Consider the following 22,479-nt stretch of genomic DNA (forward strand, 5'->3'; position numbering starts at 1 on the left):
ATCCTCGTTGCGGCGCTCACCCACGCGAGCTTCACTGGTGTGGGCGCAATGGCCGTCGCGCGTCGCGCGTCGAGCGTCGCTAGCCGCACCGATCCGGCGTCAAGCATCAGTTTTTCGGGTAACGAGATGCTTGACGCGAGACTGGTGCGCGAAGCGACGCGCCGAGCAGCAATCCCGCAACGGCTTGACACAAAACTCATTATGTACTTACAATTTGGACCGGTCCATATTTCACGTTTGGGCCCCTGCAACGGCGCACCCGGTGACAGGCATCTCAGCCCACCTCGACGAAAGAATCTCAGATGCAGACGAACGAAGACGGCACCATCACCATCGGCGTGGGCCTCATTAGCGTGGGCTGGATGGGCCAGCTGCACAGCCGCGCATACTCGAACTTGCGCTACGCGTACCCCGACCTGGGCATCAAGACACGGCTCGTGCACGCGGCCGACACCGCACCCGCGCGGGCGCAGGAGGCTGTCGAGGTGCTCGGCTACGAGCGTGCCTCGGCCGACTACCACGCGGTCTTGAACGACCCCGAGGTTGACGTTGTGTCGATCTGCGCCCCCAACTTTTTGCACGCCGAGATCTCGATTGCAGCCGCGAAGGCGGGCAAGCACTTCTGGGTCGAAAAGCCCGTGGGCCGCGGCGAAGACGAAACCCGCGCGGTCTCTGAAGCGGCGGCCGAGGCCGGCGTAGTCAGCACGATCGGATTCAACTACCGCCACGCGCCCGCGATCGAGCACCTGAAGCAGCTCATCGCGAGCGGCGAGCTCGGCCGCATCACGAACGTGCGCGGACACATGTTCGCCGACTACTCGGCTGACCCCCGCGGTGCGCTGTCGTGGCGCTTCATTCGCAACCTGGCGGGCTCAGGCGTACTGGGCGACCTGATGGGTCACCTCGTCGACCTCGTGCAGTACTCGCTCGGCCCGATCGCCGAGGTTAGTGCCGTCACCTCTACCGTCTACACCGAACGGCCCGAGCTGCCCATGGGCACCGGCACTCACTTCGCGGTGATCGAAGACGGCGACATGAAATCGGTCGAGAACGAGGACTATGCGGCGATGCTCGTGAAGCTCTCGGGCGACGCAGTCGCACACGGCGCCGTCGGCACGCTCGAAGCGTCACGCGTGGCCGTGGGCCCGCGCGCCAGCTACGGTATCGAGGTCTACGGCACCAACGGCTCGGCCCACTGGGATTTCGAGCGCATGAACGAGCTGCACATCTCGAGCGGCCTGGGCGCCGCTCACCAGGGGTACACGCGCGTCATGGCGAGCCCCGGCATGGGTGACTTCGGCAGGTTCCAGCCCGGCGCGGGCACCTCGATGGGGTACGACGACCTAAAGGTCATCGAGGCGAAGAAGTTCCTGGAGGCCGTCGCAGGCCGCACCGCCGTGAACTCCAACATTCAAGACGCGCTGTCTGCCGCACAGGTCATCTCGGCGGCCGAACGCTCGGCGGCAGATCGCCGCTGGGAGGCCAGCGCACCCGTAGCGGGCACCACCGCGGCGACCACCCCAACGGGCGCCACCGACTAGCGCCCAGCCACCACACTTACGACGAAGGAGTCACGACATGAACGCACGCATCGCATCAGCCCCCATTAGCTGGGGTGTCATCGAAGTGCCCGGCTGGGGCGAGCAGCTCGGCCGCGACCGGGTGCTCGGCGAGATGGTGTCACTCGGCATCACCGCAACCGAGTTTGGCCCCGAGGGCTTTCTGCCCGACGCGCCCGCCGAGCGTGCGCGCGTGCTCGCCGACGCGGGCCTGAGCGCGGTGGGTGGCTTCTACCCCGCGGTGCTGCACAAGTCGGCAGAGGCCGGGTCGGCCGAGGACCCGCTCCCCGCGATCGAACGCGAACTCGAGGCCTACGTCGCAGCGGGCGCATCCACCCTCGTGCTCGCAGCGGTCACGGGAGCCGACGGCTACGACGAGGCGCCGCAGCTCAGCGATGTCGAATGGCAGACGCTCCTCACCAACCTCGATCGCGTGCAGCGCGCGGCCGCCGCGGTGGGCGTGGTGGCTACGCTGCACCCGCACATGGGCACACTGATCGAAACCCCAGAGGCGGTAGGCCGTGTCGTGGAGGGGTCAACGATTGGTCTGTGCCTCGACACCGGCCACTTCACGCTCGGCGGTGGTGACCCGGTGGAGCTGGTGCGCCAGCACGGCGACCGCATCGTGCACGCGCACCTGAAAGACGTGAGCGTGGCCGTGGCGAAGCGCGTGCGCGCGGGCGAGATCGACTACCGCGAGGGCGTGCGGCAGGGCATGTATCAAGCGCTGGGTGAGGGCGACGCGCGCGTCGGCGAGATCGTCGAGGCACTCGCGAGCGCAGGGTTCGACGGCTGGTACGTGCTCGAGCAAGACACCGTCGTCGAGAACGAAGACGACGCCGCCCGCGCGCTCGAGAACGCGCGCAAGAGCGTGGCGTTCATTCGACAGGCGGTCGCATCATGACCTCGCAGTCGCAGACTCCGCAGTCGCAGACTCCACAGCCGCTGCGCATCGGCATGCTTGGGGCCTCCCGCATCGCCGAGCTCGCGATCCTCGAAGCGACCGCGCACACGGGCGATGAGCGGGCCGCCGTCGCCGCGCGCGACCCGCAGCGCGCCACCGCATACGCGGCCGAGCACGGCTTCGCCGCCACCCACGACGACTACGCGGCCCTCATCGCCGACGACTCGCTCGATGTCGTCTACATCGGTCTGCCCAACGGGCTTCACGCCGACTGGACGGCGCGCGCGCTCGAGGCGGGCCGCTCAGTTCTCGCAGAGAAGCCGTTCGCCGCAAACCTCGCAGAGTTTGACCGGGTCGTGCAGCGCCTCGACACCTCGCCCGGCTGGGCGTGGGAGGCGTTTCACTACGCCGATCACCCGCTCATCGCCCGCATACTCGAGCTGCTTCAAGCGCGCGAGATCGGCGACCTGCGCGAGGTGCGGGTGCACATGCGCATGCCCGATCCGGGGGCGCATGACCCGCGGTGGAGCTACGACCTCGCCGGCGGCGCGATGATGGACCTGGGCTGCTACGCGTTGCACGCGCTGCTCACGATCGGCGACGCGACGGGCAAGTCGCTCACGCTCGACGGCGCGCAGACCACCCCCTACGCACCCGACCCGCGAGTCGATGCGGCCGTCGACGCCGAGTTCACGCTCGGTGACGCGCAGGTCACCATGCGCACCAACATGCAGCACAGCGAGTTCGACTTCGCGCTTGAACTTGTGGGCACCGTGGGCTCGCTCCTCACACCCAACTTTGTGAAGCCGCAAGAGGACGACCGGCTCATCGTGCGCACTGGCGCTGCAGGGGCCGGCGCAGAGGCAACCGAGCGCACCGAGCGCGTCGGCACGACTTCTTCGTACGTGTACCAGCTCGAGCGTGTGCGCCGCGAGCTGCGCGCGGGGGTGCGAGACAGCGAGCGCCTCGCCCGCTCGCGCAACACGATGGCACTCATCGACGAGATTTACACGGCGACGGGGCTGCCGCTGCGCCCGGCCCGCCTCGAAGACTAACGTCGACCTCAATGGCTCGCACCGAGGTGCGGCACCCACGAAACCACCACTGAAGTGAAAACAGGGAGCGTCATGCAGGCACTCATGCAGGGCAAGATCGTACTCGTCACCGGCGGCACGCAGGGCCTCGGGCTCGCGGTCGCCTGCGCTGCCGCGCGCGAGGGCGCCGCGGGCGTCGTGATCGTGGGCCGCAGCGCCGCGAAGGCCGAGGTCGCGCTCGAGGCGATCCGTGCGGCGGGATCCGGATCGACACCCGGCGCCGCAGCGGGCACCGGCGCCGCAGCCAGCGCAGGAGTTGAAGCTCACGCGGTGATTGCCGACCTGAGCGTCGACGGTGAGGCCGAGCGCGCGGTCGCCGAGACGATCGCGCGGTTTGGCCGCGTCGACAGCCTCGTGAACGCGGCTGGCGCGACGAGCCGGGGCACGCTGCTCGACACGAGCCGCGAGCTGTTGAACGAACACCTCACCCTGAACCTCGCGGTGCCGTTCATGACGATGCAGGGCGCCGTCGCCGACATGGTGCGGCGCGGCGAGCCCGGCACGATCGTGAACATCGTGTCAATGGCGATGCACGGCGGGCAGCCGTACCTCGCGCCCTACGTGGCCGCGAAGGCGGGGCTCGCGGGGCTCACCCGCAACGCGGCGTTTGCGCACCGCTTCGACCGGGTGCGCATTAACGGCCTCAACATCGGCTGGACCGCGACGCCAGGTGAGGCACAGACGCAGAAGAACTTTCACGGCGCCGCTGATGACTGGCTGGCGGCGGCCTCGGCCGCGCAGCCGATGGGCAAGCTGGGCCAGCCCGACGAGATTGCCGACGCGATCGTGTTCTTGCTGAGTGATCGCAGCGGCGTGGTGACCGGGTCGATTATCGACTGGGATCAGAACGTTCCGGGGGCGTACGACCAGTAGTTTTGAGGGGTTTCGCCGTGCCTGTCGCGCTCCGTTGCCGTGAGGTTGCTGCCCAACCACTCGACGCAGTGGTCCGCAAAAACTACCTCCGCGTGGTCTTGCAGTAGCTTCTTATTCTGCTGCAAGAAGCGACTCCCGGGCCTCGTCAGCAGACACCATGCGTGACCTGTCGGCAGCCAGCGTGGTGGCGATCGCAAGAATGCGCAGTTCAGCTTCCTTGAGCGCCCTACGCTGCTCATCACGCTCAGCCGGGGACATCACGACAGCGACAGGTTTGCCAGACACGCTCTAAGGGCCAAGTGCGTCCTCGACGATGACGCTGATCGCCTCTTTGCGTGACTTGACTCCGAGTTTGCGGTAGATGGATCCAGCCTGTGTTTTTACGGTGTTGGGAGAGACTCCGAGCGCTTCAGCAATCTCGGCGAGCGTGCGAGTGGTGCGTAGCTGCGCGAGAACGAGGCGTTCGCGCTTTGAGAGTTCGTGCAGCGGGTGCGATTCGGTCTTTTGCGAGAAGCAGCCGGTGATGAACTCGGAGTACCGGGTGCCCCACGCGAGATGCTCGGTCAGGAGTTTGCGTAGCTCAAGGTCCCACTCGCAGAACGGACGGCAGATGCCCTCCTCTTCGGCCGCCTCTAACGCCAGCTCGAGTAGCTCGTGCGCGGCCGCGGGGTTGCCGCTGAGTGACGAACTAATGGCACCCGTCGACAGCGTAGCCACGCGCACGTACGACATCTGTTGGTATTTGCGTAGGTTCTGAAGCATGCCCAAAGCTTCGTTCACTTGCCCCGCGCGTCGCAGAATCCCCGCGAGCACCACGATCACGAGCGGCATGTCCTCAGTGCCCGAGAATTTGCGGGCGATCGCGAGCGCCCGGTCGCGGCCGCCGGTGGCCTCCGACAATACGGCCTGGCACATTCTGTGGAATGCCTCCCACGAGACCCCCCGTGAGTCCTGCCGAGGAATGTGCTGTAGTTCGAGGGCCGCGCGTCGCATGAGCGAGGGATCCCGAGACGCGGCCGCCGTGAGTATGAAGAGGAACCTGGCCGTTCCGGTGAAGGAGACGACCTGCGTGTCGCTACCTTTGATGTTCGAGATGCTCTTCTTTGCGAGCTCGAGGTCGTTGTTGAGATAGGCGATATAGGCCTCTGCTGCCTGCACATCACCGACGCTATTGAGCTGCCAGGAGGTCACGGGTTCGGGGAGGTCGTCAACCCGGCTGAGAGCTTGCTGCGCCGCACGAATCTTGCCGACCCAGGCGAGAATGAAAGCTAGGTGGCGCGTTGCGCGATTGCGCAGCACTGTGTCGCCAAGTGCAGTGGACTCGCGCACGGCGAAGGTGAGGGCCTGGATGCCGCGTTCGGGTGAGCCTCTGTGGCGCAGGTAAGCCCAACCGATGTGGTGAAACGCGGCGGCGCGGCTGTGTGATTCGATCTGTACACCCTCGCCGAGCAAACTCCACACACGGTCGGTAACGGCGATCACGCGAGCGCGGTCATCGAGAAGAACCATTTCTGCAAAACCGAGATGCCACTCGAGGTCAGGGTGCTGCCGGAGCTCAGTTGGCGACGTCAGCGCTGCAGCCAACGTTTGCGCTCGGGCAAGAAGAATCTGGGCGAGCTTGTCAGAGCCCAGAGCGTCTTGCGAGCAGGCCTTAATCGCCAGAATGCGGGGATCTTCAGCGACTTCGTGCGGTAGGCGCGCACACAGGGCGTCGAGTTCACGATGCCTAGGGCCGGTGAGTAACCCGATCCAATTCTTCAGCAGTATCTGCACAGCCTCGTTGGTGTCTCCTGCCGTCAGAGCCTGGTGCGCAAGGGCAATTTGTGCGTCTGCAAAAGCGTCGTCAATTGGCGGGGTAGAAGGCGCAAAAGGCAACGTACTATCTCTTTTCCACCGATGTCGCCCGACCGCAAAAATCTGCCTACGGTCGTAGAACACGACTGGTGCGCTAAGAGTATATAGCCCGGCCACAAGAATGTAGTCTTTTTCAGCAAGTTCATTCATTTGGTTCGCAATTCACCCCCGCAGGGTGAGCATTGGGTGTATAGCGCGACGGCGCCACCTACGGTCAACCTGCGATCAGCCGCATGGCTGTGCAGGGGAGGCCAAACATGCCATGGAGAACAAAGCGGCGCGAGTACATTGAGCGGCTGGAAGAATTATCGCGGCTCGCTAATGCAGGGGACCGCGCAGCTGCGACAGAGTTTCTGGCTGCGAACAATACATATTGGATTGCAGCAACCAGAAAGCTCGTCTACGCCTGTCATCAGCGCATGGCTGAAGACCTCGTGCAAGACGCAGTCTTGAAACTGCTCGAACTGTGGAAAGGCGGGCGGGGGCCTGCTCGCAATGTTCGTGCGTACGTCATGGTCACAATTCGGCATGCATACATCGATCTCTTGCGCTCTCCTCGCTCTCGAGTGGGGTCATTGGACGAAGCGGAGGAGCCGGGATTAGACCTCGCGGTGGCGCCAGTGGAAATTGATGACCTATACGAGCGCGAACAGGTGAGACGCACGCTCACCAAGTTGTGTGATGACCACAGGGCCGTGCTTGAGGCGGTCCTGATGGACGGGCTGAAGCCAGCATCTTTAGTGGAGCAGCTGGGGCGCAGTGCGCCGGCAATTTCGAACCTCTTGTCTCGCGCAAAACGCGCATTCCGCGAAGAGTGGAGCAGAAATGCATACGTCGAGCTTCGTCGGTAAACGAACATCGAAAATGCGCGACTCGCCGCTGTAGGCCGCCGCCGACAGATTCGGTGCGCAGACTCGTCCCCTCCATGCGCACTTGTGTAAGTAGCCCCTGCGGGGCAGGCGATGCTGCTTCTTCGGTGCGTGAAGACTGCGGACAACATGGGGGCATAGTTTGGGAGCAACGAGAGAATCAGCGGAGCAACTTGAAGAACTCGCAACGCGTGCGAACTCGGGTGATCTTGAAGCTGGAAGCAGGTTCATTGCTGGCTGCGTAAGCTACTGGATGGCTGCGACGAGAAAACTTGTGCAGGCTCAGCATCAGTCTGACGCGGAAGACCTGGTGCAAGACGCAATTGTTCGGCTCGTTGAGCTGTGGCAGGCTGGCAAGGGGCCCGATCGCAATGCCAGAGCCTACGTGGTCGTGAGTATCCGTCACGCCTACATTGACAGGTTGCGATCACCGCGGTCCAGGGTTCGATCGTTAGACGATCTTGAAGCCACCCCGCAGGAGCCGGCGCAAGAGGAATCCTTTAGCCCGGATCTGATCTTCGAGTGTGAGGCGGTGCAGCACGCTTTTCTGACGTTGAGTGATGACCACAGGGTCGTGCTCGCAGAGGTGCTCGTGAACGGCGCTAAACCAGCGGATCTGGTTGAGTGTTTGGGGCGCCCGGCACCAGCGATCTCAAACCTCCTTGCACGAGCTAAAGTTTCGTTGCGGCGTGCGCTGCTCATCGAATACCTGTCGAGCGGCAGCCTGGAGTGCGCGGAGTTCGCGCACAAGCTACCCACTCAGATCCATGATTCGCTGGAACAGCACGAAAAGCAGGGGCCCGCGCTAGAGCACGCCCACGATTGCGAAGACTGCACGTCGAACTGGCGCAGGTTTGCGGCCGTCGGCGCGCTGCTCGGCGTTGTGCCACTGTTTGTCGTTGCTCAGTTTTCACAGCGGGCGTCTGCAGGCTTGGCGCTTCTGCCAGAGGCCAGCGCTGCTCTGCCTCAACCGATCACAGATGTCAGTGCGCAATCGCAAACGTTGACGCCGTCAACGCGTACCGCCGTCACTGCGCCGGTCGCGGGTGCCATGATTCGGCAGTTCGGATCGAAGAAAGCCTTGGCGGGCGGGCTCGTGCTGCTTGCCACTGGTGTTGTCGTGCTTGCCGGGTCGCTTCTGACGCAGCCGAGCGGCCCTGAAACGATGCGGTTACAGGGGAATCAGCTCGAACAGAGCCCGCTGGGTGAAGCGTTCAATGCTGACCTGAGCGGAGGGCCAGGTGAGAGCAGTAGAACCTTGACCGCCAGTTTTGATGCAGGGGGATCTGGCCAATCGCATGTAGACAGCGTGCGGCTGGAGGTGTCGGCGGGCAATGAGATAGTGACCTGGCCTTCCCACCTCGATTGCAGTGCTGCGTCGACTGCGGTCAAATGTAAGGTTCCGCCGGGCGCATCGGGTGGGACATCGCTCGTCTTTGACCTGCACACGGCAGATACGGGCACGCTGACGCTGGAGTTAAGCGGGGGAGCTGGCCGCGACGCGTTTCGCGCCAGTGCCACTGGGGAATGGAACTGACTGGTGTTGAGCGCTTTGAGCAATGGTTCGGTCAAAGAGAAGCGAGCCGAACGTGCTCTGCGGCATAAAGCATTGGCTACTCGCACGGTAACCCTGGCTATGGGGTTGATCGCTACGTTAATTTCGGGGGTGTGGTTGGCGGCCCCTGCGCTGGGAGCGACAGGGGCTCAAGTTGCCGTATACGAGAACTCAGAGTTGCTTTCAGGTGAGCTCATCGTCAATGGCGGCGCGGAGGCAGGGAACTCGACAGGCTGGACGGCAGGACTGGACGTGTTTCAGCATGGCGTCAACGGTTACCCAGAGTCGGTCATTGTTGACACGAACGGTCTCACGGGTGAAACGTTTGATGGCGGCGCCAACCTGTTTGTTGGAGCGGGAGCTGCATCTAACTCAACGCAGGTCGTCGATGTGAGCCCGGCCGCCGACGCGATTGATAACGGCGCGACGAGGGCAGCGATCTCTGCGTTCGTAGGGGGTTTCGCGGCTCAAGATGACAGCGCCACCGTCGTTTTCGAGTTCTTTGATGCGCTCGGAAGCAGCGTTCACAGTGTGCAGTTTGGTCCGGTCTATGCCGCTGCTCGTGGCGGGGTGTCTGGGTTTGTTGGCTTCGATGAAGTCGTAGCGCTAGCGCCAGGTGTACGCAGCGTTGAAGTTACGGTCAGCACGATCGCGACCTTTGGCGCGAACGACGGTGCCGTCGACAATTTGTCGATGCGGCTAGAAACTCCCGCGTTGGCGTTGCAACCAGATCAAGCTCAGGCGATGCCAGGAGAAGCGGTTACGCTCACTCCGCTTGCGAACGATCAAGCGGGTGAGGGCGCATCAATGATGCCTCAATCGCTCAGGTTCGTGGTGAATGGGCAGGAAATGACTGAGGTCAATACCGGCGTTGGAGTTTGGCAAGTCAACGCGCAAACCGGATCGGCCGCGTTCACCCCTGTGGCTGGAATAACTGAGGCAACCGACGTGATCGCCTATCGAGTGCGTGACAGTAGTGGGCAGAGCGCCGAAAGCTCCATGACGATCGAAGTTCTTGCCACGCAAAGGCCAGAAGAGCCGGGCCTGCCGCCTACAGAGACGCCGAAGTCGCCGCCGGTTGCAGAGAAGGAAGAAGCGCGGCCCGAGAGCGCTGCACAGGTTGATGTGGTTGAGCGAGTGCGCCCCCAAAGAGCAAACTTGCAGCAAAGCCCTGCGCCCATAGAGGCGGTGCTCCCGGAAGCTGCCGTGCTCACTTCATCGACTGGGGCGGCTGGGCCAGTGCCGCAGGAGGCTCGAGGAGTGTCTGTGGCCAAGACCTTAGAACTTGATGCTCCGTACTCACTTGACATTGGGGGCCTTCTGCTCAGCGCAGGAGCCTTGCTACTTGGCGGTGTATTGGTAACCGCGAACTGTCGGATTGCAAGGGCACACAAGGCACGTAGCTGACCGCATCGCCCACGTTCCCGCCCGCGACACGCCGGTGAAATCAGCTCAGCGACAGATTCCCAGCCGTCACCACGTCCTCTCTGCAGCTCACCAGAACTGCGTGCAACTGCGCGGGCCAGAGCGCGTGTGAATGAGGAAGCAAAAGAAGGGGAGTCGATGTTGAATCGATTGCGAAGTAGATCTCGCGGGGGACGTGAAGCTGAACGCGGGCAGTCAAACGTCGAGCTCGCTCTGACGAAGGTCGGCGCTGAGCAGACCATTCGTACGAGGGGCGCGGCACGTCCAACGTTGCGGCCTGTTGCGCGAAAGCTTGGCGTCATGGCTATTGCAGCTGCATTGATCGGATCAGGCATCGTTGCTTTTGGTCAAGACAGTTCTCCGTCGCATGCAGATTTTGCGACTGGAGGAACTGGCTTGTATAAAGACTCCATCGACTGGATCAACTGGGAGACAGCTGGTCAGCGGCTCTCCAACGGGATGACGCGCTCATCTACCCGGCTCATTGATGGGAGATCGCTCGTCGTTGAATGCACAGTCTCCTCTGTGAGCGGTGCGATCCAAACATATCGACCAGGAGGGTATGCAGGGGATGGGCTCGACGACCTTTACAACATAGGTGGGACCGGAAACCAGAACCAACTTGTGGCTGGTCTAGCCAATGTTGTTCAAGGGGCGACCGTTGGATTCGATATTCAATGTGCTGCGACTTTTGATGGGATTCCCGTCCCACTACAAGGGTTGGTCATCGCTGATGCCGAAGCGAGCACAAACCAGGCAGGCGGTGAATATATCAAATTTGCTCCCAGTAACGGCGAGAATGACGCTTGGCGAATCATTGACAGACATCGGGTTGGGTGTACGACATCGACAGTTGCTGGGCTTTCGCAAAATCGAGAACTTACACTTTCCCCCAACGGTCCGAACTGCAATGGTTCGGGCCCAATGGCGGTGGCTTTTGCTGAAGGTTCAACGAGCGGTCGAGTGACCACTAAAGGCGTCGGCGTTAGCGCTGTCGCGATCGGTGTTGTACTCATGACTGATTTCGGTGATGCACCTTCTAGCTATGGTGTGGCCGGGGCACTCATGCAACCACTTTGGAGTGGTGGCGAAGTGCCCGTCGGTAATACGCCGGTTTCAAACTCTTCATTTGCTTTGGGCGTTCCTGTTAATCCTGGGTTAATGCTTGGTACTTCGATCACGGCCGACAGCCAGCCGCACATTAGCGCAGACGCCTTGGCTGATGGTGGAGATGACGCAGTTTCCATGCCAGGAACTCTTCCAGTCACTCCGGGTGGCGAGTACACGTTGAGTGACGTTGCTTGTACTGGAACGGGATTCATCGCCGGGTGGATCGATTGGAACAGTAACGGTGTTTTCGACGCAGGTGAGAAGTCAAACACGGTTGAGTGCGCTGATGAGTCCGTGAGCCTCGAGTGGGAGGTTCCTGCAGACTCGAAGGAAGGCTCGACTTTCCTTCGGCTAAGGATTGCTAGCAATCCTGCAGAAATTGGCTCGCCTGTGGGGATGTCCATGGACGGTGAAATTGAAGACTATCCGCTAGAAATAGAGTTCCCTTCGCTTGCAGTGCAGAAAACGTCGGATGCTACTGCCGATACCCGAGTTGGTGATACGGTCAGCTATTCGATAACTGCCAAGAACGATAGCGCCGCTTCTTTTTCCGCCTCTTATATGGCGAGTATTGTTGACGACTTGACTGGCGTGTTGGATGACGCTGATCTTGATGTAACGACTATTGCAGTTGCTTCCACTGATCCAGATTCAGTACCCGACCCTGCCATGTTTGATCCCGCAACCAAACGTATTACCTGGAATGGTCCTCTTGCGGCCGGAGAGTCCGTCACTCTCACATACACGTTGAAAGTGAAGGACGGCGGCGATCGCATCGCAAAGAACATTGCGTTCGTCGGGGATCCCGAGGATCCTGATATGTCGACACCCGATCCTGATGATTGTGTGCCTGGTGAAACGACCGGTGACGTATCGTGTACCGAGTTCAAGCTGCCCAAACTCACCGTCACAAAGAGTGCTGACAAGACCGAAGGTGTTGTCGCCGGTGATGTTGTTACCTACACGGTGACAGCAAAGAACTCAGGCCCGGGCGTCTTCACCGAAGACAACCCGGCGGTCGTCACCGATGACCTCTCAGACGTGATTGATAACGGTACTTATGCTGACGACGCGACAGCAAGTGTTGCAGGTGGCACGCTCGACTACACCGAGCCTCGCCTCAGCTGGACCGGCCCGCTCGCGAAAGATGGAGAAGTCACTCTCACTTACTCGGTCACGATGGGCGTCAGTGGAAACGAGAACGCGCGAAATGTTGCGTTTGTCGGTGACGGAACCACGCCTGTTTGCACGGCCGATGAGAAAGCCGCAGAGACCTGCGCCGAGGTCACGGTTCCCGTTCTGAAGCCGGGCCTTACCTGGCAGAAGGTAGACGGTAGCGACGCAACGCTGTCGGGTTCAGCGTGGCGCCTCGTGCCGCTCGACGAGAACGGTGCAGAGCTTAATAACAAAGAGATCCCCGTTGTCGACTGTGACGAAGCCGATGCTATTGACTGTGATGCGGCCGGCGCAGACGTCAACCCTGCGGCGGGCGAACTCCACGTGAAGAAGCTCATGCCCGGGGCCTACAAGCTCTACGAGACTAAGGCTCCGATTGGCTACAAGCTGCTCGAGGATCCCATCGACGTGACAATCTCTGCCGCCGAATGGGACGAGGACGGCATCGTCGACCTCGGCACCATCGTCAACGACCAGCAAGAAGTGCCCGCGATCCCCCTAACGGGTGGACTGGGTGAACATGCCTTCCTGCTCGGCGCAGGCGGCGCGACGTTGATCGCAGCCACGCTGATCTTGATTCGACTGCGCAAGAAGCGCGGCGACTTCGAGCTCATCTCTTAAGTCCCAACAGTTACGACTTACCCACTAATTTCCACACCCCCGAACTGTGGATACCACCGAAAGGAACACACCATGACTGTGCGTAAAAATCGCGGCACGCGAGTGCTCGCGGCAGGCGGTGCGATTGCACTCGGCCTCGCCGGAATGCTCGCCGCGACCACTACTGCAAACGCTACGGATGCTGCAGCCGGAGACATCGACACGTCGGTGACTGACGGTTCGATCATCATCCACAAGCACGAAACCATCGATCCCGCCAACGAGGGCAACCCCAAGACTGGCGCGTTCAACGGCGGTGCTGCAATCGATGGCGCAGGCTTCACCGCCTGGCCCATCACCAGCGTCGACCTAACCGACGCAGGAGACTGGGATGACGTCAGTGCGCTGGCCGGCCAGGTCAACGCCAGCGGTGTTTGCGAAGTTCCCGGCGAAACCCTGGGTGCTTCACTCGGCGAGAAGACCACCGCAGGCGGCGGCCTCGCCACCTTCGACGGACTGACCATCGGCGCATACCTGGTGTGCGAGACCACGCTGCCCGACGGAGCCACAGTTGGTTCGGCCCCGTTCATTGTGACCGTGCCGTCACCGTACGCGGGTGAGTGGCTGTACGACGTGAACGTGTTCCCCAAGAACACGCTCAACAAGGTTGAGAAGACCGTGAGCGCACCTGACGGCTACGGCCTGGGCGCGACCGTGAAGTTCCCGGTTTCGACGACGATCAACCCGCTGCCCGACGGGGCGCCGTACACCTCGTTTATCATCTCGGATACGCTCGACGCGCGCCTCGGTAGCGCAACGGTCGAGTCGGTGAAGATCGACGGCGTAGATGTTCCTTTCACTGTCACGGGTACGGGCAACGCGCTCGCCGCGGTTGTTGACGTGGCGCAGATCAACGCAAACATCGGCAAGACGATTGAAGTTGTCTTCTCGGGTGTTGTTGAAAGCCTCGGCACCGCTCCCGGCAACGACGGCGTCATCAAGAACACGGCTAACCTGTTCGTCAACGATCCGAACCAGGACGGCGAAGGCGTGCCCTCGAACGAGGTCACCTCGTCATGGGGCGACCTGAACATCAGCAAGGTCGACGCAGACGACACCACCAAGGGTCTCGAAGGCGCAACCTTCGAGGTGTACGAGTCAAGCGACCCGTACGCAGCCGATTGCTCGACCACCACGCCCGGCGCAGGCCCGGTCGACGTTGCTGGCAAAACCGAGTTCACGACGATCGCCGGTGGCATCGCCAACGTTGCAGGTCTCTACGTCACCGACACCAGCAACACCCCCAACGACAAGGCAGAACAGCGCTGCTACTTCGTGAAGGAGACGAAGGCCCCGACCGGCTTCGTAACCCCGACTGGTGACGACGCGTTCACGGCAGTCGCCGTGGCTCCCGGCACCTCGACCGGCGCTGACATCGTTGTCGAGAACACCAAGCAGTCCGTGCCCAACCTGCCCCTCACCGGTGGTGCAGGCCAGACGGCACTGATCATGGGCGGCCTCGCCCTCGTAGCTGGCGGTATCGCTGTAGCTGCAACCCGTCGCCGCAAGGCTTCGGTCTAGTAGCTGCACCTTGGTGCAGGCGGGCGAGTGGGCCTCTTCGACGCTCACTCGCCCGCTTGCACCGGGCCAGCCCCCAGCCCCCTTCCCATCACAACGGAGATCACGTGAGCATCGACGGCAGCCTTATGACTCGCCCTGAGGCCCAAGCTGCGCCTACGGCTACGGCGACTCAGGCTGGTCACACACGCTGGCGGCCTTCGCTCATCACCTGGTTTATCGCCGTAGTAGTTCTTATTGGCCTCGGTGTGGCGCTCTACCCGAGCACCGCGCAGTGGTTCTCGTCATACAACCAATCAAAGATCGTGCGCAGCTACGCAGAAGAAGTTGATCTCGTGAACCCCGACGCGGGGACGCAGCTGGGGCAGGCGCAGATGTACAACGAGGCACTCACCGCCGGAGTAGATCTACTGGCGGGTGCCCGTGTTCCGACCGGCTCTGGCAACACCACAACCGAAATTGACTACAACCAAACCCTCGTCGCGAACGGAGAAGGCATGATGGCACGCATTCGCTTTCCCGCGGCCGAGGTAGACCTGCCGATCTTTCACGGCACGTCAGACGCCACGCTACTCAACGGGGCTGGTCACCTCGAGGGCTCGCACCTACCCATCGGTGGCGAAAGCACCCGGTCCGTGATCACCGCGCATCGCGGGCTCGCAACGTCGACCATGTTTAGCCACCTTGACCTCGTCAAAAATGGCGACAGGTTCACCATCGAAACCTTTGGTGAAGTGCTCACCTACGAGGTACGTGAAACCAGGGTGATTGCGCCAGAAGAGACAGACTCGTTGCGTGCAGAACCTGGCCGTGACCTCGTGACACTCGTTACCTGCACGCCATTGGGCATCAATACTCACCGTATTCTTGTCACGGGTGAGCGGGTCACGCCGACTCCGCCAGCAGACCTCGCGAGTCTCGGCCGCGCATCCATCCTCCCAGGGTTTCCCTGGTGGGCTGTTGGTTTTGGCGCGGGGGTGTTGCTCGCGGCCGCATTTGTGTGGCGCGCAGGCTACACCGACCCTCGAAACCGGGCACCACAGACCTCAGCCAACGAAGGCTGACCTAGGCTGCCACCGGTATAGGACTCTTCGCCCCCCTGGAAGGTCCTATCCGTGTGGCCCGATTGGCGCGCACTCTTATGCCGCCGATCTCAAGAGTGCCGCTTGTCCCCAATGCAAGAAATCAACTCTCCCCCCCCTGATTTCTCGCGCCACGATTGGGTTCTGACAAGCGGCACTTTTCCAACGGACCAGGCATGTAAACCCCAAGGTGTCACTCAAGTTCTGGTGTTCATGTAGATGAGGTACGCAATGAACTTCGTAATGAATGCGCTGCCCGCCGCAGGCTTGAATATGGCGGCAGACCGGTGGCTCGTGCGGCGTGCGCGAGCTGGCGCCGAGCCCGCATTTGATGAACTGTGGCAGCGACACCTCGAAGCGGTGTCAGTGACCCTGGACGCTGCTGACGTTGCAGACGCAGACGAGACGCTTGGGCGCGTACGTGCGCTCCAGTGGCAGCTCCTCCAAGCGGGTGTGACGCCTCGCATCTCGGTGCGCAGCCACTTCGTGCTGGTAGCGCAGTCGGTAGCGTGCGACGAAACGCCGACCGGGCCAGAAGGCGTCAGCGAAGCGGCAGGGTGTGAAACTCAGCTCATGGCCGAGGCTGCAACGACCGCGCTGGGTGCGGCGTTCCTCGCCCTGCCACCCCAGCAACAAGAACTGCTCTGGTATCGCGATGTTGATGCACTGCCGCACGCAGAGTGCGCGCTCTTCACCGGCATTAGCGAGTCGGCGCTCGACAGCAAGATCGCTGCTGCGCGCACACTGCTGCGCCGCACCTGGGTGTCAAAGCTTTTGGGCAGCGGCGGGGCCTTGCCCGATGAATGCCGCTCCTTCACAAAGCACATCGGCCAGCACGTGCAAGGGGTACTGCCGCTGCGAAGCTATTCCGCTGCGCTGCAGCACGCCGGAACCTGCACCCGTTGCCTCGTCCTCGCTGGCAGCTACGAGCGCGTGCACGAGTACCTGCCCGACGTTCTGCTCACGCCCCTATTTGGTCACGCGGCCACAGCGTATCGACAACTAGCCGCAGCCCGCCCAGAAGGCCAAACCCCAGCCGACCGTACTACCCCATAATCTGCGCGGCGAGCTGCAGCAGCCGCGGCTCGCGGCCCATCTCGCCGATCATCTGCACGCCCACCGACAGGCCCGATGCCAGCGTCTGCACGGGCGCCGCGATCGCGGGCAGCCCCGCGACGTTCACCATCGACGTGAACGGCGTCCACTCGCACTGCATTTGGTAGTCGGCGTCGGCATCGAGGGCCATGAATTCACCGATCCGGGGCGGCGCGAACGCGAGACCCGGGGTAAGAATGATGTCGTACTCACCCCACGCGGCGCGCATGCCCGCCGCGATCTCGGTGAGCTCGGCCGCTGCCTCCTGGTGCTCGGCGAGCGTGCGCTCGAGTGCCCGCGTGCGAAACGCGCGCGACAGCGCCGTGAGCTTCTCCTCACCCTCGGCGCCCAGCCGCAAGAGCGACATGCTCGCGGTCCACGCGCGCCCAAACACCTCGGGATACCGCGGATCGTACGCGATTTCGGCGAGCTCGACGTCGTGGCCGCGGGCCGCGAGCACGACGGCCGCGGTCTCGACGGCGGCCTGCTCCTCGGGCGAAATGGGGGTGGGGTGTGCGCTCTCAAACGGCGACGCGAAGCTTACGCCAATGCGCAGCCCCAGCAGTCCGTCGGCCGCGTGCACCGCCGCCACCGACGGCTCGGCGCGCTTGCCGCGCATCGCATCAAACAGCATCGCGGCGTCACGCGCATCACGCGCGATCGGCCCCGACACCGCGAGACGCGGCGCACCAAACTCGTCAACCTCGCCCTGCACGACGTCGGTTTCGATCGCGCCGAGGCCCGGCTTCAGGCCCACGAGCCCGCAGGCCAGGGCTGGGATCCGGATCGAGCCGCCGCCGTCACTGCCGGGCGCCACCGGCACGAGGCCTGCGGCCACCGCGGCCGCGATGCCGCCCGACGAGCCGCCCGGGGTGCGGGTGGGGTCGAGCGGGTTGCGCGCGGGCGGCGCGATCAGGTTCTCTGAGTAGGCGTTGAGACCAAACTCGGGAATCTGGGTTTTGCCGACCGAGATCGCGCCAGCGCTGCGCAGCGCCGCGACGCCGGGGGAGTCGCGGCCCGCGACGGGGTGCGCGACCGCGGCGGAGCCCCAGGTGGTCGGCACGCCCTCGACGTCGACGAGGTCTTTGTGGGCGATCGGCAGGCCGCGCAGGGGTGAAAACTCGAGCGTGCCCGTCACCGGGTGGTGGTTGGTCGGGTCGCTCGTGATGCGGTCGGCCGCGAGAATGCGGTCGGCGCGGTCGGCCTCGGCGAGCGCGCTCTCGGCCGTGACGGTGATGAACGCCCCCAGGTCTGTGCGCGCCTCGATGCGGGCAAGGGAGCGCTCGACCAGCTCGCGGGAGGAGATGTCGCCGTAGCGCAGGGCCTCGCGCAGCTCGTACGCAGACTCCGGCAACTCGTGTGACGACTCGTGTTCGGTGGCGTGTACGGGAGTATCGCTCATGTGCTCAGCCTATCGCCGCATCATCACAACCTTGTTGCGAATGATTCTCATGATTGGATATAGTGAGAGTCATTCTCATTTAGAAAGTACTTCATGCTCAACTTCAACAGCACCGCGCGTACCGCCGGTGCTCGCGCCGCGGCTCGTGCAACGACTCGCTCAGCCCAGATTCTTGCTGGGGTAACGGCGCTCGCCGCCGCATTCGCGCTCACGGCCTGCGCGGGCGGGAGCCTCGACGCCGCAGGCGCGGCGGGTGGCACCAGCGACTCGAGCGGATCGGGCGGCAAGCTGCGCGTCGTCACCACCACGACTCAGCTCACCGACTTCGCGAACGAGATCGGTGCGCGTGACATCGTGCTGCACGGGCTCATGCAACCCGGATCATCGGCCCACCACTTCGACCCGAGCCCCGCCGATTTGCTCGCCCTCGCGCAGGCCGATGTACTCGTGACTAACGGCTTAGGTCTCGAGCCGTTTCTCGACAGCGCCATCGAGGCCTCGGGGTTTCAAGGTGAGATCGTGACCGCGAGCGACGGCATCGACCTCGATGAGGCGGCGCACGTCAGCGAAGAGATGGCCGCGGCCGGCGGCGAACACGCCGAGCACAGCGACGAAGACACTGCAGAGCACACCGACGAAGACACTGCAGAGCACACCGCTGAACACACCGACGACCAGGCCGCCAGCGCACACGAAGACCAAGACGCACACGACGGTCACGACCACGGCCCCATCAACCCGCACATCTGGACCTCGGTGCGTAACTCCCAGGGCATGGTCGCCGAGATTGCGGCGGGGCTCGAAGCCGCCGACCCCGCGCACGCCTTAAGCTACGAAGACCGTGCCGCGCACTACGTCGACGAGCTCACAGCGCTCGACGAGTGGGCTGCGACCCAGTTCAAGCGCGTACCCGAGGCCAAGCGCGTGCTCGTCACCGGGCACGACTCGCTCAGCTACTACCTACACGACTACGACATCGCCTTCGCGGGCGCCATCTTGCCGAGCTTTGAAGACAACGCAGAGCCCAGCGCCACCGAAATTGACGCGCTCGTCGCCCGCATCAAGGCGCAGGGCGTGCCCGCGATCTTCGTCGAGTCGTCGATGAGCCCCAAGCTCGCCCGCACCATCGCCCGCGAGGCTGGCGTGCGCGTCATCGACGCCGAGTCGCTCTACGCCGACGCGCTCGGCGCCCAGGGCTCGGGCGCGAGCACCTATCTGCACGCGACCGCCCACAATACGCGCGTGTTGCTTGAGGCGTGGGGTTTTGATCCGGATCCCTTACCCACCGAGCTTGCCCCGCAGGCTGCCAAGGCCCCGCGGGCCGAGGGGGCCGAGACGCCGGGCGCCGCGCCGGGTGCGCAGCAGACGGCCGAGCCTGAGCGAGCACCGTACGGGGCGCGCGCATGAGCGCCGCGATCGCGCTCGCGGGCGCAGCGTTTGGCTACGGCGGAGTGAGCCGCGTCGAAGACCTCACGCTCGAGGTGCCCGAGGGGGCGGCGGTCGCGCTGATCGGGCCCAACGGATCGGGCAAGTCGACGCTGCTGCGCGGGCTGCTAGGGCTCTCGGAGCGCACCGCCGGCTCAGCGCTCGTGCTGGGGCAGACGCCCGAGCGGGCACGCAGTCGGGTGGGCACGCTGCCGCAGGCCGATACGCGCGACACGACCCTGCCGACCTCGCTGAAGCAGGCCGTCACGATGGGCCTGTACCGCGGCCGCGGGCCGCTGAAGCCGATCGGGCGAGCGGGCCGCCGAGCGGTCGACGACGCGCTCGAGCGGGTAGGGCTTGCAGCTTTTGGGCAGCGCCTGTTTGGTGAGCTGTCGGGTGGGCAGCAGCAGCGCGGCATTTTGGCGCGCGCGCTCGTCGCGAACCCGCGGCTGCTCTTGCTCGACGAACCGTTTAACGGCCTCGACCGCGAGAACCGTGACACACTGCTCGAGCTCGTGCGCGAGCTCACGAGCGAGGGGCGCACCGTCGTCGTGTCGACGCACGATCTCGAGATCGCGCAGCAGGTGTGCTCGCACGCGCTGTTGCTCTCGAGCGGGCACCACCCGGGGCAGCCCGGTCACCCCGCCTCGTTTGGGCTCGTCGAAGACGCGCTCACGCTGGGTGCGGTGCAGCACGCGTTTCACGACGTCACGGTCGAGATCGACCAGCACACCGTCACCACGACGCGGGAGACCGAGTGATGGTGGAGGCGGGCGTGCTTGTGGGCGACGTGTTCGCGGGCGGGGGTGTGCTTCTTGGGGCTTCGCCGGGCGGCGGCTTGCCGCTTGTCGAGCTCGGCCCGCTGGGGGTGTTCTCGCTGCCGTTCATGTGGCGGGCGCTCTTAACCGTGGTGATCCTGTCGATCGCGGCGGGCATCGTGGGGTTGTTTGTGAGCTTTCGCGACCTGGAGTTTGTGAGTGACGGGCTCGTACACGCCGTGTTTCCTGGCCTCGTCATCGGTACCGCCCTCGGCGGTACCGCGGGGGTGTTGCCCGGCGCGCTCGTCGCGGCCGTGGTGGCGGCCGTGCTGTTCACCGTGCTTGAACGCCGCGGCGGAGTCGACGCCGACTCGGCGATCGCCGTCGTGCTCACCGGTCTGTTTAGCCTGGGCGTTGTGCTCGTGTCACGGCAAGAAAGCTATGTGTCGCAGCTGCAGGAGCTCTTGTTTGGCCGCCTGCTCACGGTAACGCAGGCGCAGCTGTGGCAGATCGCCCTCGTCGCACTGTTTGCGGTCGCTGTCGTGGCGGTGACGGGGCGGGCGCAGCTGTTTCGTGCGTTTGACCGGGTGGGGGCAGAGGCTGCGGGTGTGCACGTGCTGCGCACCGACCTCGCCCTGTCGGTCGCCGTCGCGCTGCTCGTCGTCGCCGGAGTGCAAGCGCTCGGCGTACTCATGGTGATCGCGCTGACGATCGTGCCCATGGGGGTCGCCCGGCTCATCACGCGCCGGTTCACGTGGCTGATTCCGCTCGCGATCGTCACCCCGCTTCTCGCGGGTGTCGCGGGCCTTTCGCTCGCGTTTGACTGGTCGGTGCGGCTCGACGCCTCGGTGTCGCCGGGCGCGGTCGTCGTGCTGCTGCTCGTCGCGCTCTACGCGCTCGCTGTGCTGTGGCGGCTCGCGGCGGGCTCCCGCCGCCGGGTGCGCCCGCGTGGCCGAGCTGGCACCGCACAGCAGGCCGCAGCGCAGCAGGCCACCGCAGCGCAGCAGGCCTCGGCTCAGCCGGCCGCGGCTCAGCGGGGCGCCGCAGCAGGGCGGGGGCACGCATGAGCTACTTCGCGCTCGCCGCCCTCGAACTCACGCTGCTCGGACTGCTCTCGGGCATCGCGGGCACGCTCATCGTGCTGCGCCGCCGCTCCTTCTTCGCGGTCGCGCTCAGCCACGCCACGTTTCCCGGCGGCGTCGTGTTCGCGATCGCCGGCTACAACCTACTCATCGGCCAGGCGCTCTTCGCGGTCGTGCTCGTGCTGCTCATGACGGCGCTCGCCCGCGTACCCGGCCAGGGCCGACAGGTCGCCAGCGGCATCGTGCTCGCCTTTGGGTTTGCGCTCGGCACGCTGCTCGCGAGCCTCAACCCCGGCCTCGGCGTGCCGGTCGAAGCCCTGCTCGTCGGCTCACCGCTCGCCGTCACGGTCACCGATCTTTTGGTCACCGCCGCGGTGCTGCTCGCGACGCTCGCAGTAGCGGCAGTGTTTCGCCGCCGCATCCTGTTTCACACGTTCGACCCTGCCGGGTTCGCGGCGACGGGCTTTCGCTCCTGGCCCGTCGAGCTCGCGGTCACCGCGATCATCACGGCCGCGGTCGTCGCCGCGATGCCCGCGGTCGGCGCTATCTTGGGGGTCGCGGTGCTCATTGGCCCGGCCGCCGCGGCGCGCGTGCTCGCCCCCCGCACCACCTGGATCCCGCCGCTCGCCGCCGCCTTCGGCGTCACAGGTGGGCTCTTAGGCCTCTGGCTCTCGCGCGAATTCGCGGTCGCCGCGGGCGGCGCGATCGGCCTCACCATGGCGGGCCTCTTTTTGCTCGCGCTCGCGGTGCGGGCGGGGTGGGGTGCCATGATCCGGAGCAAAGGGCCGCGCCCCCACGCGGGTATGGTGGCGTCAGGGCCGCGGCAAGAACGGCAGCGGGCCAGTCAGCCGGTTGTGACAGACCAGATGGGTACAACAGTGGGAGGTGGCGCGTGAAGCCGAGGCGCAACACGTGGCAGCGGGAGGCGGTGCGCGCCGCGCTCGCGAGTGCACACGGGTTTGTGAGCGCGCAGCAGCTGCACCAGACGCTGCGCGACGCGGGCTCCACGATTGGGCTTGCAACGGTGTATCGGGCGCT

Annotated in this window: 19 protein-coding genes; 16 read left to right on the forward strand and 3 right to left on the reverse strand. The window is 64.2% G+C overall.

Going from position 1 to position 22,479, the window contains the following annotated elements:
- Positions 1-302: 302 nt before the first annotated feature.
- The 4 genes from ACXR2T_RS07165 to ACXR2T_RS07180 all read left to right on the forward strand — a co-directional run bounded on the left by ACXR2T_RS07165 (position 303) and on the right by ACXR2T_RS07180 (position 4,430).
- Positions 303-1,541, forward strand: a complete 1,239-nt coding sequence (locus ACXR2T_RS07165; protein ID WP_458838652.1) for a Gfo/Idh/MocA family protein — start codon at positions 303-305, stop codon at positions 1,539-1,541.
- 37 nt (positions 1,542-1,578) lie between these two features.
- Positions 1,579-2,463: a sugar phosphate isomerase/epimerase family protein gene (locus tag ACXR2T_RS07170; RefSeq protein WP_458838653.1), complete on the forward strand. Its 885-nt coding sequence runs from the start codon at positions 1,579-1,581 to the stop codon at positions 2,461-2,463.
- Positions 2,460-3,518, forward strand: coding sequence for a Gfo/Idh/MocA family protein (locus tag ACXR2T_RS07175; protein WP_458838654.1), 1,059 nt, complete (start codon positions 2,460-2,462; stop codon positions 3,516-3,518). The genes ACXR2T_RS07170 and ACXR2T_RS07175 overlap by 4 nt, the downstream gene beginning before the upstream one ends.
- Positions 3,519-3,590: 72 nt before the next feature.
- The gene (locus ACXR2T_RS07180; RefSeq protein WP_458838655.1) at positions 3,591-4,430 is read left to right on the forward strand and encodes an SDR family oxidoreductase; all 840 of its coding nucleotides are present in this window, start codon (positions 3,591-3,593) and stop codon (positions 4,428-4,430) included.
- A 111-nt stretch (positions 4,431-4,541) separates the two neighbouring features.
- Here the strand turns inward: ACXR2T_RS07180 and ACXR2T_RS07185 are convergent, their stop codons facing one another.
- Both ACXR2T_RS07185 and ACXR2T_RS07190 read right to left on the reverse strand, forming a co-directional pair.
- Positions 4,542-4,715: a hypothetical protein gene (locus tag ACXR2T_RS07185; protein ID WP_458838656.1), complete on the reverse strand. Its 174-nt coding sequence runs from the start codon at positions 4,713-4,715 to the stop codon at positions 4,542-4,544.
- 3 nt (positions 4,716-4,718) lie between these two features.
- The gene (locus ACXR2T_RS07190; protein ID WP_458838657.1) at positions 4,719-6,305 is read right to left on the reverse strand and encodes a helix-turn-helix domain-containing protein; all 1,587 of its coding nucleotides are present in this window, start codon (positions 6,303-6,305) and stop codon (positions 4,719-4,721) included.
- 236 nt (positions 6,306-6,541) lie between these two features.
- Between ACXR2T_RS07190 and ACXR2T_RS07195 the strand changes: the two genes are divergently transcribed.
- The 7 genes from ACXR2T_RS07195 (at position 6,542) to ACXR2T_RS07225 (ending at position 16,735) form a co-directional block, all read left to right on the forward strand.
- On the forward strand, positions 6,542-7,135 hold the full coding sequence (locus ACXR2T_RS07195) for an RNA polymerase sigma factor (RefSeq protein ID WP_458838658.1): 594 nt from the start codon (positions 6,542-6,544) through the stop codon (positions 7,133-7,135).
- A gap of 271 nt (positions 7,136-7,406) precedes the next feature.
- Entirely contained in the window at positions 7,407-8,690 is a 1,284-nt protein-coding gene (locus ACXR2T_RS07200; protein WP_489945504.1) for an RNA polymerase sigma factor, read from the forward strand.
- 99 nt (positions 8,691-8,789) lie between these two features.
- Complete coding sequence (locus ACXR2T_RS07205; RefSeq protein WP_458838660.1) at positions 8,790-10,115, forward strand: Ig-like domain-containing protein; 1,326 nt, start codon at positions 8,790-8,792, stop codon at positions 10,113-10,115.
- A gap of 318 nt (positions 10,116-10,433) precedes the next feature.
- A complete protein-coding gene (locus ACXR2T_RS07210; protein WP_458838661.1) occupies positions 10,434-13,040 on the forward strand; it encodes a CshA/CshB family fibrillar adhesin-related protein in 2,607 nt (868 codons plus the stop codon).
- A gap of 72 nt (positions 13,041-13,112) precedes the next feature.
- The gene (locus ACXR2T_RS07215) at positions 13,113-14,600 is read left to right on the forward strand and encodes a SpaH/EbpB family LPXTG-anchored major pilin (RefSeq protein WP_458838662.1); all 1,488 of its coding nucleotides are present in this window, start codon (positions 13,113-13,115) and stop codon (positions 14,598-14,600) included.
- A 104-nt stretch (positions 14,601-14,704) separates the two neighbouring features.
- Positions 14,705-15,661 carry a class C sortase gene (locus tag ACXR2T_RS07220; protein WP_458838663.1) on the forward strand — a complete coding sequence of 319 codons (957 nt, stop codon included), beginning with the start codon at positions 14,705-14,707 and terminating at the stop codon, positions 15,659-15,661.
- A 249-nt stretch (positions 15,662-15,910) separates the two neighbouring features.
- Complete coding sequence (locus tag ACXR2T_RS07225; RefSeq protein ID WP_458838664.1) at positions 15,911-16,735, forward strand: RNA polymerase sigma factor; 825 nt, start codon at positions 15,911-15,913, stop codon at positions 16,733-16,735.
- Here the strand turns inward: ACXR2T_RS07225 and ACXR2T_RS07230 are convergent.
- A complete protein-coding gene (locus ACXR2T_RS07230) occupies positions 16,725-18,176 on the reverse strand; it encodes an amidase (protein ID WP_458838665.1) in 1,452 nt (483 codons plus the stop codon). The genes ACXR2T_RS07225 and ACXR2T_RS07230 overlap by 11 nt on opposite strands.
- A 93-nt stretch (positions 18,177-18,269) precedes the next feature.
- Between ACXR2T_RS07230 and ACXR2T_RS07235 the strand changes: the two genes are divergently transcribed.
- From ACXR2T_RS07235 to ACXR2T_RS07255, 5 genes are all read left to right on the forward strand, one after another.
- Positions 18,270-19,583: a metal ABC transporter solute-binding protein, Zn/Mn family gene (locus ACXR2T_RS07235; RefSeq protein WP_458838666.1), complete on the forward strand. Its 1,314-nt coding sequence runs from the start codon at positions 18,270-18,272 to the stop codon at positions 19,581-19,583.
- On the forward strand, positions 19,580-20,362 hold the full coding sequence (locus tag ACXR2T_RS07240; protein ID WP_458838667.1) for a metal ABC transporter ATP-binding protein: 783 nt from the start codon (positions 19,580-19,582) through the stop codon (positions 20,360-20,362). The genes ACXR2T_RS07235 and ACXR2T_RS07240 overlap by 4 nt, the downstream gene beginning before the upstream one ends.
- Complete coding sequence (locus tag ACXR2T_RS07245) at positions 20,362-21,426, forward strand: metal ABC transporter permease (protein WP_458838673.1); 1,065 nt, start codon at positions 20,362-20,364, stop codon at positions 21,424-21,426. The genes ACXR2T_RS07240 and ACXR2T_RS07245 overlap by 1 nt, the downstream gene beginning before the upstream one ends.
- Positions 21,423-22,337, forward strand: a complete 915-nt coding sequence (locus ACXR2T_RS07250; RefSeq protein ID WP_458838668.1) for a metal ABC transporter permease — start codon at positions 21,423-21,425, stop codon at positions 22,335-22,337. The genes ACXR2T_RS07245 and ACXR2T_RS07250 overlap by 4 nt, the downstream gene beginning before the upstream one ends.
- On the forward strand, positions 22,334-22,479 hold a 146-nt coding region (locus tag ACXR2T_RS07255; RefSeq protein WP_489945505.1), incomplete at its 3' end, for a Fur family transcriptional regulator. The genes ACXR2T_RS07250 and ACXR2T_RS07255, both read left to right, overlap by 4 nt.

The organism is Leucobacter faecis, assembly GCF_054456635.2.